This window comes from Halorubrum sp. PV6 (assembly GCF_003990725.2).
Lineage (GTDB): Archaea > Halobacteriota > Halobacteria > Halobacteriales > Haloferacaceae > Halorubrum.
This window is the reverse complement of sequence record NZ_CP030064.1, coordinates 920,203-935,466: the sequence shown is the minus strand read 5'-3', so window position 1 is coordinate 935,466 and position 15,264 is coordinate 920,203. Positions and strand designations below refer to the sequence as shown.

General features: G+C 68.7%; 11 protein-coding genes. 1 reads left to right on the top strand and 10 read right to left on the bottom strand.

Annotated elements, in window-relative coordinates; translation table 11 throughout:
* Positions 1 to 62: 62 nt before the first annotated feature.
* Complete coding sequence (locus tag DOS48_RS18460) at positions 63 to 3,962, bottom strand: PAS domain-containing protein (protein WP_127117154.1); 3,900 nt, start codon at positions 3,960 to 3,962, stop codon at positions 63 to 65.
* Between the two features lie 166 nt (positions 3,963 to 4,128).
* The gene (locus tag DOS48_RS18455) at positions 4,129 to 4,653 is read right to left on the bottom strand and encodes a hypothetical protein (protein WP_127117153.1); all 525 of its coding nucleotides are present in this window, start codon (positions 4,651 to 4,653) and stop codon (positions 4,129 to 4,131) included.
* Positions 4,654 to 4,834: 181 nt separating this feature from the next.
* Between DOS48_RS18455 and DOS48_RS18450 the strand changes: the two genes are divergently transcribed.
* Positions 4,835 to 5,254, top strand: a complete 420-nt coding sequence (locus DOS48_RS18450) for a low molecular weight phosphatase family protein (protein ID WP_127117152.1) — start codon at positions 4,835 to 4,837, stop codon at positions 5,252 to 5,254.
* 203 nt (positions 5,255 to 5,457) lie between these two features.
* Here the strand turns inward: DOS48_RS18450 and DOS48_RS18445 are convergent, their stop codons facing one another.
* The 8 genes from DOS48_RS18445 to DOS48_RS18410 form a co-directional block, all read right to left on the bottom strand.
* Positions 5,458 to 6,303, bottom strand: coding sequence for a universal stress protein (locus DOS48_RS18445; RefSeq protein ID WP_244629361.1), 846 nt, complete (start codon positions 6,301 to 6,303; stop codon positions 5,458 to 5,460).
* A gap of 7 nt (positions 6,304 to 6,310) precedes the next feature.
* On the bottom strand, positions 6,311 to 6,820 hold the full coding sequence (locus DOS48_RS18440) for a universal stress protein (protein ID WP_127117151.1): 510 nt from the start codon (positions 6,818 to 6,820) through the stop codon (positions 6,311 to 6,313).
* Positions 6,821 to 6,880: 60 nt separating this feature from the next.
* On the bottom strand, positions 6,881 to 8,419 hold the full coding sequence (locus DOS48_RS18435) for a TrkH family potassium uptake protein (protein ID WP_127117150.1): 1,539 nt from the start codon (positions 8,417 to 8,419) through the stop codon (positions 6,881 to 6,883).
* A gap of 154 nt (positions 8,420 to 8,573) precedes the next feature.
* Positions 8,574 to 10,076, bottom strand: a complete 1,503-nt coding sequence (locus DOS48_RS18430; RefSeq protein ID WP_127117149.1) for a TrkH family potassium uptake protein — start codon at positions 10,074 to 10,076, stop codon at positions 8,574 to 8,576.
* 7 nt (positions 10,077 to 10,083) lie between these two features.
* Positions 10,084 to 11,421, bottom strand: a complete 1,338-nt coding sequence (trkA, locus tag DOS48_RS18425) for a Trk system potassium transporter TrkA (RefSeq protein WP_127117148.1) — start codon at positions 11,419 to 11,421, stop codon at positions 10,084 to 10,086.
* A gap of 72 nt (positions 11,422 to 11,493) precedes the next feature.
* A complete protein-coding gene (locus DOS48_RS18420; RefSeq protein WP_127117147.1) occupies positions 11,494 to 12,387 on the bottom strand; it encodes a mechanosensitive ion channel family protein in 894 nt (297 codons plus the stop codon).
* Entirely contained in the window at positions 12,387 to 12,632 is a 246-nt protein-coding gene (locus DOS48_RS18415; protein WP_127117146.1) for a YhbY family RNA-binding protein, read from the bottom strand. The genes DOS48_RS18420 and DOS48_RS18415 overlap by 1 nt, the downstream gene beginning before the upstream one ends.
* 95 nt (positions 12,633 to 12,727) lie before the next feature.
* Complete coding sequence (locus DOS48_RS18410) at positions 12,728 to 15,229, bottom strand: RND family transporter (RefSeq protein WP_127117145.1); 2,502 nt, start codon at positions 15,227 to 15,229, stop codon at positions 12,728 to 12,730.
* Positions 15,230 to 15,264: the final 35 nt, after the last annotated feature.

The window sequence follows — 15,264 nt, the reverse complement described above, 5'->3', positions numbered from 1 at the left end:
GTCTCACCGGGTCGGACGAACACTCGGGGATCGTCGGGGCCGTTGGTTTATTCGACGGGGGGTCACGCGCCCCGAGCGAACTCGAACCGCGCCCCGCCGTCGGCGCCGTCCGTCACCGAGACGGTCCAGCCGTGCGCTCTCGCGATGTCGACGACGATCGAGAGCCCGAAACCGGTCCCCTCCTCGCTGGACGTGACGCCGTGTTCGAGCACCTCGTCGCGGCGCTCGGGCGGGATGCCGGCGCCGTCGTCTTCGACGTAAAAGCCGTCGTCCGCGACGCGCCCCACGGTGACCGCGATGTCCCGCCCGCCGTGTTCGATCGCGTTCCGGAAGAGGTTCTCGAAGAGCTGCGTCAGCCGCCCCGGATCGCCGGTCACCGTCGGGACATGGTCTTCGACGGCGAGCGACGCGTCGTTGGTATCGACGTACCCCCACGCCTCCGTCGCCACGGCCGCGAGGTCCACCGCTTCCGCGTCTTCGACTTCGGTCTCGCCGCGCGCCAGCGCGAGGAGGTCCGCCACGAGCCGTTCGGTCCGGTCGTGCGCCGACCGCACCCGCTCGAAGTGGTCCGGGTCGCCCGTCTCCGCCGCGAGGTCGAGAAAGCCCTGTGCGACGGCGAGCGGGTTCCTGAGGTCGTGAGCGACGACGCTCGCGAACTCGTCGAGCCGCTCGTTCTGGCGGTGGAGCTCCGCCTCCCGGCTCGCCCGCGCGAGGGCCGCCTCGACGGTCGCGCCGAGGAGCCGGAAGAGGTCCACGTCGGACTCGGAGAACTCCCGCGGCGAGGTGGACCCGGTGATCATGAGTCCGTACTCGCCCAGCGGAACGAGGACCTCGCTTTCTATCTCCGTGTCCGGGTTGTATCGGTCGCCCGCGGCTTGCACGTCGTCGTACACCTGCGTGTCGCCGGCCTCGAACGCCGCCCACGCGAGCCCCTCGCCGCGGTCGAACCGAGGCGGCGTTCCGAGCAGGTCCGCCGCCGCGTCCGTCGTCGTGGTCGGGACGAGCGCGTCCGCCCGCTCGTCGAACTCCCACATCGCGGTGATGTCGAGGTCGAGGACCTCGGCCGCGGCGTCGACGGCGAGACGACCGATCGCCTCGGTGGACTCGGCGGCGCTGAGCCGCTGGGCGGTCTCTTGGAGCGCCCGGAGCCGAGCCTCGGACCGCTTTTGCTCGGTGATGTCCTCGACGACGGCGAGCGTGCTCGTGACCTCCCCCTCGGGGCCCGGAATCGGAGCGACGGACAAGAGCAGCTCCAACTCGTCGCCGGCCTTCGTCTCCTGTTGTATCTCCGCCGCGCGGATTCGCTCGCCGCCGAGGGCGCGGCGCCAGCTCCCGAGGAACTCGTCCCGCCGTTCGGTCGTGTCGGGGGAGATCTGCTCGCCGACGACCTCCTCGCGCGACCAGCCGAACATGGCCTCGGCCTCGTCGTTCCACCGGACGATCGTCCCGTCGGCGTCGACTTCCGCCACCGTGAGCGGCGTCGCTTCGATGAGCGACTCCAGCCGTCGGTTCGTCGCCTCGAGGTCCCGCTCCCGTTCGACCTGCTCGGTCACGTTTCGGGCGATACCGACGATCCGAACCGTCTCGCCGTCGACCGTCACCGGCGCGAGACCGGTCTCCCAGAAGCGGGCCGCAGGACCCGTATCGAGCTCCTCGCGGTACGAGATGGGTTCCCCTTCCTCGACACATCGGGTGTAGTTGGCCTCGAGTTCGGCGCCCGTCTCCTCGCCGAACACCGCCCGCGGCGTCTCGCCGCGGACCGCCGCGGTCGTGAGGCCGGTCTGTTCCTCGTAGCCGGAACTGAGCCTCGCGAACTCGAACGACGGGTCGTCGCCGTCGGCGTCAACGTCCAGCATGAAGATCGCGTCGCCGGACGTCTCGAGCAACGCCTCGTACTCCTCCGCCAGCGCCCGATGCTCGCGCCGCTTCGCCTCCCGTTCGGTCACGTCTTGGAACACGCCGCGGAGCGAAGCGTCCCCGCGGGAGGCGTCCTCGACGTACTCGCCCCACGCCCGGACGTCCCGCAACGCACCGTCTGCGCGGACGATCCGGAGGTCCAGGTCGTAGGGGTCGCCCTCGTCGATGGCGGTCTCGACGGCGTCGGCGATCGCCTCCCGGTCGTCCGGGTGGTAGAACTCGATACCGTCGTCGATCGAGGGCTCGTACCCGTCTTCGACGCCGTGGATCCGCCGGACGCCGTCCGACCACGTGAGCTCGTCCCGCGACGGGACGTACTCCCAGACGCCGATGTCCGCGATATCCTGAACGCGGTCGAACAGGTACTCCTGTCGCTCCAGCTCCGCGCGGTCCCGTGCGCGGGAGAGTTCGGCGCTGACGAGCTGCGCCAGCAGTTCGACGAACGTCTGTTCGAGCGCCCCGAAGGGGTCGGACCGCGTCGTGGGGCTCGAGAAGTTGAGCGTCCCGTACCGGCGGTCGTCGACGTCGAGCGGGACGCCGATGTACGACTCCAGCCCGAACTCGCGGTACGCGGGATGCGTCTCCCGCCCGTCGCTGCGCGCGTCGGTGAACGCACAGACCGCGTCCGTCCCCACCACCTCCTCGCAGTACGTCGACGCGAGGTCGAACCGGTCGCCGACGCCGATGTCGTCGTCCGGCGCGTGCACGACTTCGACCGCGTAGTCGTCGTCTCGGATCCGCGAGACGATGCCGATGTCGAGCCCGAGCGTCTGACAGCCGACATCGAGCAGCGACTCGATGCGCGACGCGGCCGAGGAGTCGCTCTCGGCCATGACGGTCTGGATCCGCCGGAGGGCGTCGCGCTCGCGTCGCAGTTGGCGCTGCGCCTCGCTCCGGTCGGTCACGTCGCGGGCGACGACGAGCACCTGGCTGCGGCGGTGGCGGTGGAACGGCGTCAACCGCACGTCGAACGTCCGTTCGCTCCCCCCGACGGCGACGTCGAGCTGGAGATCGGCGTCGTAGAACCCGGTGAAGCCGCCGTCGCTTTCCATCTCGTCGAGCGTCGACGCGACCGCCTGCGAGAACGCCTTGGCGTCCGACTCGCCGATGCGGTCGCCGACGACGTTTCGCAGTCGGTCGCCGGTGAGGTCCGCCGACTGGCGGCCGGCCAACAGCCGGTTCGCGGCCGCGTTCGCGAACCTGATCTCGCCGTCCTCGTCGATGACCGTCACCACGTCGTGAACGTTCTCTAACACCGCCTCGCTGCGTTGCAGGTCCAGTTCTCGCTCGCGCTCGTCGGTCACCTCCCGCGAGAATATCGTCAGTCCGTCCTCGTCGGGGAACGCCCGCACCTCGACCCAGTAGTCGAACGGGTCGCCGAGCCGCTGTTCGAACGAGACGGGCTCGCCGGTGTCCATCGCGGTGCGGTACCGCTCTTCGAGTTCCGTCCCCACGACCGACGGGAACTCCTCCCAGATCGTGTTTCCGACGATGCGCTCCGGGTCGCGGTCGACCCGCGCAGCCATCTTCTCGTTTATATACTCCACCCGCCAGTCGTCGTCGACCGCGTAGATCGCGTCGGTGGCGCGTTCGAGCGTCCGCTGGAAGCGGTCCGAGAGGCGTTCCGCGGCCGCCTCCGTGTGCGCCGCGTCGACCAGCGTTCGGATGCGGCCGGCGAGGAGCTCGAAGCTGTCCTGGTTCGCGTGGATTGGGATGTAGTCCGAGACGCCGGCTTGGGTCGCCTCGCTGGCTATCTGTTCGCTGCCGCGCCCGGTAAAGAGGATCGTCGGCAGGGTGCGCTCGGACTCGACCCGACGTAGCAGGTCGATTCCGGTCCCGTCCGGTAGCGAGTAGGAGGTGACGAGACAGTCGAACGCCGACTCCGCGACGCGTTCCAGCGCGGCTCGCGCGTCGCCGACGGCCGTCACCTCGATCCGCGGCGCGAGGCGCCGGAGCTTCGCCGCGAGGAGGTCGGCGAAGTCGGCGTCGCCGTTCACGTAGAGCACGTGAATCTGCTCGGGGGAGGTATCGCGGGGCGAATCCATTGCGTTCAGTTAGTCGCGAGACGGTATCAATCATTCCCGCCGGTTCTCCGTCCTGATAATCCCTCGGCCGCAAACCGGGCGGAGGGCCCTCCAGGCGGGCGATATCGAACCGGGCCGCCCCCGAGCGAGTCCCGCCGACTGCGGCCGCCGTCTCTGAGGCGAGCCCTCAACGGCCGGATCCACCGCGACGCTGGTCGACCCACCCGGCCAGCGCCCCGAGTGGGACCAGCGACGCACCGACGAACGGACTCCAGGACGTCGCGACGGTTCGAGCGACGTCGACGGCGGCCCAGAGCGGTTCCGGGTACAGCGAGAGCGCGGACCGCACCGGCTGGCCGGTGGCGACACTGAGGAGGACGGGAAACGCGCTCACGTACGCCGCGGCCAGGATCGGGACGAGAACGACGACACAGAGCGCCAACGCGACGCCCGCGAGCGCCCCCCGTCCGGGGGTGGAGGCTCGCGACACGACGCGCCGCCACCCGACGGTCCCGACGAGGAACCCGGCGACGGCGGAGCACTGCGGCGCGTACGCGGCCCAGTACTGCGCGTCCGCGGAGAGTCGAACCGGGGCGACCCCGACGACGAGCGTATAACTCAACGCGCCGAGGAGGGCCGCGGACGCCGCGACGACGCCCGCGCTCACGTCCCGTCGCCGTCCGTTCGTCGCGTTGCGGTGCCGCGCGTCCATAGCAGTACGGTAGGGCCGAGCGGAGATAACCGCGAGCCATCGGTCGCTGCCGACGCTGCCCGCTGGGGTTCCTGCGTCCGCAGCGCGTCGACATTTCGGGGGCGAATCGCTCGAAGCGGTCTATATACGGCACAATAGCACTCTTAGACACCGTTATGTTCGAGTTGCCGACAGGGAGTGTATGAGCGACGAAGCGGTGACGCTCGGGTTCGTCTGTGTACAGAATGCGGGCCGCAGTCAGATGGCGACGGCGTTCGCCGAGCGGGAGCGCTCGCGGCGCGGGCTCGACGACGAAGTTCGCGTTTTGACGGGTGGCACACACCCCGCGGACGAGGTCCACCCCGAGGTCGTCGAGGCGATGGCGGAGCTGGACGTCGACCTCTCCGACCGCGTCCCGCGAGCGGTCTCAACGGCGGAGCTGAACGACGCGACCGTCGTCGCAACGATGGGCTGTTCGACGCTGGAGCTCGACGCGGACGTCGAGGTGCGCGACTGGGCGCTCGACGACCCGCACGGACAGTCGGTAGAGGAGGTCCGACAGATCAGAGACGAGATCCGACAGCGCGTGTCGGCCCTCTTCGACGAGTACGCGTCTGCGTAGGGCGACGGCGCCGTCGGGAGTTCCCAGCGGGACCACAGCGCGCCACCCGCTGACGACGGCCTCCCGTTCGGCCGCCACTCCCCGAGTTCGGCGTGGTCGACGGCGGCAGATACGGATAAATAGACCCCGCCGCGATTTTCTGCGGAACCGAACGCCGCGGCGGGGGCTAGTTCATTTATAAGCAACCGCAAGCGTTTGCCCCTTCAGCGCCCGCCGACCAGCCGCTCCCACAGCGACCGATCGGTGGGTCGCTCCGCGAGCACGACGGGCGTGTCGAGGGCGCTGACCGCCTCGTCCGCCGGCGACCCGCGAACGACCCGCGACAGCAGGCCCCGTTCAGTCGCGCCGACGACCACGAGGTCGTACTCCCCGCCGATCCGCGCGATGGCCGCCTCGACGTCGCCGGTCTCGACTCGGAGCGTCGCGTCCTCCAAGCCGCGTTCGTCGGCCCACGCCGCGAGGAATTCGCGGGCCGCCGGGTCGTCGTCGTCCGCGACGTACAGCAGCGAGACGGTCGCGCCGAACACGTCTCGGAGCGCTCGCGCAACGTCCGCGGACAGGTCTGAGGAGGGGCCGCCCGCGGTCGGCACGAGCACGTTCGAGACGGACAGATCCCGCCCGTCGAAGACGAGAAAGTCGCACGGCAGGTCGTGAGCGACCTCTTCGAGCGACCCCTCGACGCGCCCGCCGGCCAGCCGCGCCCCGCGGTAGCCCATCACGACGGCGTCCGCGCCGTTCGTCCGCGCGGCGTCGAACACCTCGCCGATCCCCCGATGAGAGAGGATCGTTTTGGTCGCGACCGGAGCGTCGAAGGCCGCCGCGTCGTCGACGGCCGCGGCGAGCAGGTCGTCGGAGGTCCGGTCGATCCGCGCTCGGTTCGCCGCGGCCTCTTCGAGCGCGGTCTGGTCGGGGACCGTGACGACGTGGATCACCAAGACGCGTCCCCCCTCGTGTTCGGCGATGGCGCCCGCGAGCGCGACGAGCGCGCTCTCGGTTCGCGGGTTCGACACCGCGACCATGACCGTCGGGCCGGGAGGCTGGTCGGTCACCGGCCGCTCACGCGTCGCCGCCCTCGTCTGCGTCTGCCGCCTCCCCGTCCACTGCTTCGGCCTCCTCCTCGTCCTCGTCTGCTGCACGCGGGAGCGCGACGACCGGAATCGGGGCGTCGGTCACCAGCTGCACCGACAGGTCGCCGGAGAGGAACTGCATGAGTCGGTTGCCGCCGCGGGACCGGTACGCGATGGCGCTCGCGCCCACCTCGTCGGCGGCGGCGACGATGGCGTCGACCACGTCGCGAGAGTAGGCGGTGTGTTCCTCGGCGTCGGGGAACACGGTTCGCACGGCCGCGTACGACTCGGCCGCGAGGTCCTCCGACTGCTCGACCGGCGTCTTGTCCGCGACGCCGTCACCCTTCTCGACGACGTGGAGGGCGGTCACGCGCTCGGGGTCGTACGGTTCGAGCGCCCGCGCCGTGGCGAGCGCGTCGCTCTCGTTTGCGACGGGGAGGAGGGCGTGAGCGAGCAGGTTGCGATCGCCGTTCGGGTCGGTCGCGTCGGGTCCGGCCATGAGGATACGTAGCTCTGCCGGCGCTTAAGAAGGTGGCTCTGTGCCCCCCGTCGAGAGGCCTCACCGGTCGTCGATACCGGCGACGAACAGCGCGAGGACGGGAACGATCTCCAAGCGCCCGATCCACATCAGCCCGACCATCAGCAGCTTCGTCGTGTCGGGGAGGAACTCGTAGCTGCCGAAGGGGCCGAGCGGCCCGAGGCCGGGTCCGATGTTGCCGATGGTCGCGAGCGACGCCGCGAACGCCTCCGTGCCGGTGAGCGGTTCGCCGATCCGGGTGGTGTCGAGTTCGATGAACACCGCCGCGAGCGCGAACACGAGGAAGTACAGCAGCGAGAACACCAAGATACCGCGGATCACGTCCTCGTCGACGACTTCGCCGCCGAGTCGCACCGGCCGGACGACGTCCGGGTTCGCCGTCGTGTACAGCTCGCGCCGGAGCGTCTTCAGCAGGATGAGCCAGCGGATGACTTTTATCCCACCGCCCGTCGAGCCCGCGGAGCCGCCGATGAACATCGCGAAAAGCAGGAGAAACTGGGTCTGCGTGTCCCACTCGGCGAAGTTCGCGGTGGCGAAGCCCGTCGAGTTCATCAGCGAGGCGATCTGGAACGCGCCCTGCCGGACCGCGTTCTCCAGAGAGCCCTCGGTGACCCCACCGATCTCGGTCGCCGGCGCGCCGCCGTAAAACAGCCCGACCGCGAGGATGCCGGCGAAGACGGTCACGAGCCCGAGGTAGATTCGGAACTCGGTGTTCTCGAACATCCGCCGCGGGTCGTCCCTGACGACGTACCAGAACAGCGCGAAGTTCACCCCGGCGATCACCATGAAGGGGACGAACACCCACTGCACGACCGGCGAGAACGCCGCGATGCTCTCGGCCTCCGGCGAGAACCCGCCCGTCGGAAGCGTCGAGAACCCGTGGGCGAACGCGTTGTACACGGTCATGTTCGGCGCGAGATCCGTGAATCCGAGCAGCGCCAGGACGACGATCATCGCCACCGTGAAAGCGAGGTAGATGAGCCACAGCGCGCGGGCCGTCTCGACGATCCGCGGCGTGAGCTTCTGTAACCCCGGTCCGGGGGCCTCAGACTTCATCAGCTCCGCGCCGTTGACCGCGAGTTGGGGGAGGATCGCGATCATCAGCACGATGATCCCCATCCCGCCGAGCCACTGCGTGAGCTGTCGCCACATCAACACCGCGTGGGAGTGGCGTTCGAGGCTGATCTCGGCGGTCGCCGTCGCGCCGGTCGTCGTGAACCCGCTCATCGACTCGAAGAGGGCGTTCACCGGGTCCGCGAGCGCCGACGCGGTCCCGTAGCCGGCGATCACGTAGGGGATCGCGCCCACGACGGCGGCCATGAACCACGCGAGCGAGACGACCGCGAGCGCGTCCCGCGGACCGAGGTCCGGCTCCTCGTCGAGCCGCTCTAACCCGGCCCCGAGCGCGACGCCGGCGACCATCGAGACCGCGAAGGTGAGCGCGTCCTCGCCGTAGATGAGCGCCACGAGAAGCGGGACGCTCATCGAGGCCGAGAGGAGTTTCACGATGCTCCCGGTGTAGCTGAGCGTCGCCCGCGTGTCGATCGTCGTTCGCGTCACGAGTGATCCTCGGAGGGTTCGATGTGCGTCGTAGCCGTCTCGCGCGATAAGAAGTCGTCGATGGAGGGGCCACTCGCGAGCGGCCGACGGGAGGGATCGCCCGTCGCGTCGGTCGTGCGAGCAGAGAGGTTTGCCGGGAGGCCCGTCCGACCGTTCATGAGGTCCAGAACGCCCGCGTGAACAACACGAGCACGGGGATGATCTCGATCCGCCCGATCCACATCAGGACGATCATCACGCCCCGCGTCGTTATCGGGAAGGTGGCGAACGTGCCGTACGGGCCGGCCTCGCCGAACGCCGGCCCGATGTTGAGGAACGTCGTCGCCGCGGCGCCGAGCGCCTCGAACTCGTTTACGCGGAGCCCCGCGCGCTCGGCGTCGACGACGATCACCACGGTCAGAAGGAAGAAGATGACGAGCGAGAGGAGCAGGTACGCGTAGATGTCGCGGATCGCCCCCTCGTCGACCGGGTTTCCAGATATTCGGACCGGCCGAACCGCGTCCGGGTGGATGGCGGTGTAGAGATTGCGACGGAACGACTTCAGCGCGACCAGCCACCGGAGCGACTTGATCGAACAGGTGGTCGAGCCGACCATCCCGCCGATGAACATCCCCATGAAGAGGATGTGTTTCGCGGCGGGCGCCCACTGCACGTAGTCGGTGCTGGCGTACCCCGTCGTGGTCACGATGGACGCGACGTTGAACACCGCGTGACGGACCGTCGCCTCGAAGCCGAAGTTGGTGGACGGATCCAAGAAGAGCCCGAGCCCGACGACGGCCGCGAGCGACCCCATCGCGCCGAGATAGAAGTGGAACTCCTCGTTGCGAAGGAGCCGCATCGGCTCGCCGTTGATCGCGAAGTAGAGCAACACGAAACTCGTGGATCCGACGATCATGAACGGCACGACCGCCCACTGGATCACCGGGTGGAAGGCGCCGATACTCATCGGCTCCGGCGAAAAGCCCGCGGTCGCGACCGAGGTGAACGCGTGCGCGACCGCGTTGTACAGGTCCATCTTCGGGTCGAAGGCGAGCCCGAGGAGGAAGTACACGACGACCGCGAGTCCCGTGAGCCCGAAGTATATCCCCCAGATGAGCTGTGCGGTCCGGGAGATCTTCGGCGTGAGTTTGTTGACGTCTTGGGTCTGTGACTCGGACTCCATGAGCTGTGCCCCACCGACCCCGACCTCGGAGAGGACCGCGGTCGCTAAGATGAGGATACCGAGGCCGCCGAGCCACTGGATCACCTGCCGCCACATCAGCACGGACCGAGAGTGAAGCGAGAAGTCGACGAGGACGGTCGCGCCGGTCGTCGTCAGCCCGCTCATCGACTCGAACAGGGCGTTTACCGGGTTCGCGACCGTGCCGACGCCGGCGACGACGAACGGGACCGCGCCGACCGCGGCGACGAGGAACCAGATCAGCGCCACCGCGAGGAACGCCTCGCGCGGCCCGAGGTTCTGTTCGGGGTCTTGGACCGTCCGGAACGCGCTCCCGAGGCCGAGCGCGACGGCGGCGGCCGCGAGGAACGGCAGCGGCGACTCGCCGTAGTAGAGCGCGACGAGCAGCGGAAACGAGAGGGGGACGGGGAGGGCGGTGAGGACGTCGCCGACCAGTCCGATACTCGCCCGCCAGCCGACGCGAATCGTTCCGGTCACGGGAGTCTCACGCCATTGCGGCGATCTCGCCCACGGAGTCGGACTCGACGAGCAGTATCACGTGGTCGCCGGCCTGTAACACGGTCTCCCCGCGCGGGGTGACGAGCCCGTAGTTCCGCGTTATCGCTCCGATGACGAACCGGATGTCGGTTTCGGCGACGATGTCGGCGATCGGGCGCCCGACGAGGTCGCATCCCTCGGTGAGTTCGAGTTCGAGGACCTCCGCCTGGTCGTTTTCGAGGACGGCGATGTTCTCGGCGACGCTCTCGTAGGTGAACCGCGTGATCTCCTCTGCGGTCACAGTCCGGGGGTTGATCGCGATGTCGATCCCGATCTCCTCGAAGACGGTGACGTAGTCCGGGCTGTCGACGACCGCGATCACGCGGTCGACGCCGAGCCGCTTCGCGAGGACCGAGATGAGGAGGTTCTTCTCGTCGGACCGGAGCGCGGTGACGACGATGTCGGCCTCGTCGACGTGTTCGCGCGTCAGGAACTCGGTGTCGGTGGCGTCGTGTTCCATCACGACCGAGTTCGGGAGGTTCTCGGCGAGCCAGCGCGCGCGCTCGCCGTCGCGATCGATCACCCGCGGACAGAAGTCGCGCTCTTCGAGCAGGCGGGCGGTCTGGTAGCCGATCTCGCTGCCCCCGACGACGACGATCTCGTCGGCGCGACCGGGAGTCGTCTCCGGCGCCACGTCGGTGGCGAACGCCTGCACGCTCTCCGGGCTCCCGATCACGACCGCGCGGTCCCCGACGGCGATGTCGGTGTCGCCGCGGGGGATGGTCATCTCTCCGTTTCGGAACAGCCCCACGAAGGTGAGCGACTCGAAGCGGTCCGCCTCCGAGACCGTCTGGCCGGCGACGGGGCTGTCCGCGGCGATTTCGAACTCGGCCATCTGTACTAAGCCGCTGGCGAACGGATCGACGTCGATCGCGGCCGGCAAGCCGATGACGCGGACGATGTTCTCGGCCGTGAGCAGGTCCGTACACACCATGAAATCGACGCCGAACGCGCCTTCGCTCCCCTCCCACGTGCGGAGGTGGTCGGTGCTTTTGACGCGGGCGATGGTGAACCCGTCTCCGAGCGTCTTCGCCGCGCCGCAGGCGACGAGGTTCGTCTGGTCGTTGTCGGAACACGCGATGACCATGTCCGCGCGGCTGGTGTCGGCCGCGGTCAGTATCTCCGAGGTGGTCCCGTCGCCGGCGATGGTCAACACGTCAAGCTCGTATTTGAGCTGTTCTGCGCGCTCCGGATCGATGTCGATGACGACGACCTCGTGGTCGGACGCCAGGCTCGCGGCGATGCTCGTCCCGACTTCGCCGGCCCCGATGACGACCACGTGCATGGACTGTACCAGAGACCCGACCCTCAAGTTCGTTACTATCGACTGCCCGGTGAACCCTCCCCGACCGCCTGACTACGCCTCTCCGCCGAACGACGAGGGGTCCGTCCACTCGTTCCGGCCCGAGACGGTCCGCTGCGGGAAGGGGATCGAGATGTCCTCGTCGTCGAACCGCGCCTTGACGGCCTTGACGTAGTCCGCGCGCGCCTTCACGAAGTCGGCGCGCGACGGGTCGTCGATCCAGATCCGCGACTGTAAGCCGACGTACGAGTCGGCCAGTTCGGTCAGTCTGACCGACGGCGCGGGGTCGGCTAAGATCGCCTCGCTCTTTTCGGCCTCCTCCACGATGATGTCGGTCGCTTTCTCCACGTCGTCCTCGTAGTCGATCCCGAAGACGAACTTCAGTCGCAGCGTCTTCTTCGCGACCGGGTTCTTCACCACGTCGCTCGTCAGCGCGTGGTTCGGCACCGTGAGCAGTTCGTTGTCGAACGTGCGTACGCGAGTGACCCGGAAAGAGATGTCCTCGACGACGCCCGAGTTCCCCTGCCACTCGATCCAGTCGCCGATGCGAAACGGGCGGTCCGTATAAATGAAGACGCCGGCGACGAAGTTCTTGATCACGTCCTGGAGCGCGAAGCCGATGGCGAGCGTCGCCGCGGCGGCGATCGTCGCCAGCGAGCGCAGGAACCCCTGATACCCGGCCGCGCCGAACGCGACGGTGACGCCCGCGAACAGGACGAGGAACGCGACGATCTTCTGGAGCGGTCGCCGCGCGTGCTCGTCGAGCCCCTGCCTGTCGAACACCCGCTGGACGAGCGGCGTGACGGCTACCTTATAAATGACGTACGTCGCGACGACGACGGCGAGGAAGATAGCGGCGTCGACGACGACCCCGCTCAGCGGGCCCAAGAACGGCTCTAACGTCCCGGTGACGGCGACGACGCTGGCCGCGTCGCCTCCGGCGCTCATCAGTGGAGCACCGCCGTGTTCCCGCGCGTCTCGATCAGGTCCGCGCCGACGGCGTCCGCGAGCTCCGCGGCGAGTTCGTCGGTCGTGGTCCCGCCGCGGGCCGCCCGGAGGAACTTCACCTTCACGAGTTTCGCGTCGTCGAGTTGGTCGTCAAGCTCGTCGACGACCGATTCGATGCCGTGTTTCCCGACCCAGACGGTGACGTCGAGGTCGTGTGCTTCCTTGCGAAGCTGTTGGTCGCTCATACACCGTGAACTCGACCACGGGCATTGAACCTTGAGGTTCGAGGCGCTCGCGCGCGGCGCTAGCGCTCCGTCTGTTCAAGGGCCTGCTCGCGGCGCTAGCGCTCCCTTTGCTCAAGGGTCCGCTCGCGGAGCTCGTCGTCGAGTCCGAGGCCGACCCGGTCGCCGTACCGCTCCCAGACGACGACGAGGGAGGGGACGAGCAGGATCGAACAGAGGTACGCGTACAACACGCCCAGCGCGAGCAACAGCCCGAAGTCCTGGATCAGCGGGATCACCGCGAGCCAGAGGACGCCGAGCCCGCAGACCGTCGTGAGCATGCTGCCGGTGAGCGCGCCCCCGGTGCCGGCGATGGTGATGTCCAGCGCCTCGCCGACGCTGTGGCCCGCCTGGTACTCGTCGACGAATCGGTGGACGAAGTGGACGGTGTAATCCACCCCGAGCCCGATAGACACCGAGAGGATCGGCGCGTTGATGGGCGTCAAGGGAACGTCGAACACCCGCATCGACCCCACTAACAGTCCGACCGTGACCAAGACGGGGACGAGGTTCAAGAGGCCGTAGACGGCCTTCCCCTCCAGATACGCGTACGACAGCGCGAGGAACACCGCCGTGAGCCCGAACGCCGCGAACAGGCTGCGGATGGCGGACTCCGTGAGCCGGTCGATCACGGCCTCGTTCACCACGAGGTCTCCGGTCGGCACCGCGGTGAGGGGCGTGCGCTCGGCCAGTTGGCGCACGTCGGCGACCGCCTGGGAGTCGTCGACGCCCGGCCGGATCGTGTAGTCGATCCGCGCGCTCCCGCGGTCGTCGGCGATGTATCCGCGGGCCTGTCCGCGGGCCGGCGAGTCGAGCAGCGCGTCGTACACCTCGTCGACGTTGCGGTCCGGGACGCCCGTGCCGAGCCGGTCGTTGCGGTCGACGAGCGTCGCGAACTCGGGATCCTGTGCCGCCCGGTCTTCGATGACGGTGACGATGCTCGTGGAGGCCGCCCGGCGCTCGTCGGTCGTCTCGAAGGTGTCCGGCGGGTTCCGCGTCGTCCGGTCGATGAGCTCTAAGGCATCGTCATCTCTGACCGACTGGTCGATATACAGCGTCACGCTCCCGACGAAGTCCTGCTCGAACTCCTCTTCGAACAGCGTGAGCACGCGCAGGAACGTGTAGTCGGTCGGCGCGAACGGCTCCGGGAAGTTCGAGTACGTCTCCAGTCGGTTCTCGTCCGGGAAGAACGCCTCCTCGGAGAACTCGGTGTTCACGCCGGTCCCGTAGACGCCGCCGGCCGCGCCGCCGACGAGCAGGACGACCACGACCGCGACCGGTGCGACCTTCGAGAGGTCGACGCCGACGCGTAACACGCGGTTGAGCCGCGACCCGCCGGCCCCGAGCGCGGTCGTGCCGAACTCGGGGATCGGGAGGCGCTCGCGCCAGCGGTCCGCCAGCACCTTCGCGGCGGGGAGAAAGACCCCGAACACCGTGAGCGTGAAGATGATCCCCGCGGCCGCGACGACCCCGAAGTCCCGGTTCGGCTCGAAGGGGCTCACGACGTTCGAGACGAGCCCGAACACGGTGGTGATCGTCACGAGCAGGAAGGCGATGAGCAGCTGGTCGGTCGTCGTTCGCATCGCGTCGCCGATCGACAGCCCCCCGCCCCGCTCCTCGCGATAGCGGTTGACGATGTGGATCCCGAAGTCGATACCGACCGCGAGCAACAGCGGGAAGACGGTGATAAGCGAGTCCGAGAACGGGATTCCGGCGTATCCCATGAACCCGAAGGTCCAGAGGAGCGCCATCAGAAGCGACACGAGGCCGATCCCCATGTCGATCGGGTCGCGGTACGCGAACACGAGGAACGCCAAGATAAGGAGCAGCGCGGCCGGGAAGACGATGATGGCGGTGTCCGAGAGGAGCGCGGTGATCTCCGACTGGAGCACGCCGTCGCCAAAGAGGATCGCGTTGTCGCCGGCCTCGTTGCCCGGCACCGTGTCGACGACCTCGATGCTGCGCGTCTGGAGCTCCGTCACGCGAGCAGTCGTCGCCGCGTCGGGCAGATCGTAGGTGATCCCCACGATGGACGCGCCGGCGGTTTGGGCGGTCGGATTGTAATCGACCGACACCTGCGCCGCCACGGCGCCCATCGCGTCGGCGTCGGCGATGGCGGCCTGCAGCTCTCTGGGCGTGGCCTCGGCGACCGCGTCGCGTCGCTGCCCGGCCGTCTCCGCTGACGGGTCGAGTTGGCGCGCGACGGCGTCGGCGTGGCTCGTCGTCGACGACACCCTGAGCGTCGACCGCGACTCCAACCGCTCTTGGGTCTCTAAGATCCGCACGAGCGTCGGCCGCGAGAGGACGTTCTCGTCGGTGACGATCAGCTGCGCGGCGGTTGCCGACCCGCCGATCGAGGTCTCGAACTCCTCGTCGATGTCGTCTAAGGCGCGCTGTGCCGGGATGTCCTGCGTGAACTGATCGGCGCCAGCGCTCGTCTCGATGCCGCCGAGCCCGCCGACGGCGACGACGCTCACGAGGAGGAAGACGAGAATGACCGCGACCGGCCGCTCGGTGACGAACTCATCGATGCGCTCGACGAGCCGGTCGGCGGCGGTCACGGTCGCCTCCGGGCGGACGGTCGTTCGGCTGGGTG

Bases quoted from the DNA above. Each gene is read 5' to 3' on its own strand.
- DOS48_RS18460 (WP_127117154.1), bottom strand. From the start codon at position 3,962: ATGGATTCGCCCCGCGATACCTCCCCCGAGCAGATTCACGTGCTCTAC.
- DOS48_RS18455 (WP_127117153.1), bottom strand. From the start codon at position 4,653: ATGGACGCGCGGCACCGCAACGCGACGAACGGACGGCGACGGGACGTG.
- DOS48_RS18450 (WP_127117152.1), top strand. From the start codon at position 4,835: ATGAGCGACGAAGCGGTGACGCTCGGGTTCGTCTGTGTACAGAATGCG.
- DOS48_RS18440 (WP_127117151.1), bottom strand. From the start codon at position 6,820: ATGGCCGGACCCGACGCGACCGACCCGAACGGCGATCGCAACCTGCTC.
- trkA (WP_127117148.1), bottom strand. From the start codon at position 11,421: ATGCACGTGGTCGTCATCGGGGCCGGCGAAGTCGGGACGAGCATCGCC.
- DOS48_RS18420 (WP_127117147.1), bottom strand. From the start codon at position 12,387: ATGAGCGCCGGAGGCGACGCGGCCAGCGTCGTCGCCGTCACCGGGACG.
- DOS48_RS18415 (WP_127117146.1), bottom strand. From the start codon at position 12,632: ATGAGCGACCAACAGCTTCGCAAGGAAGCACACGACCTCGACGTCACC.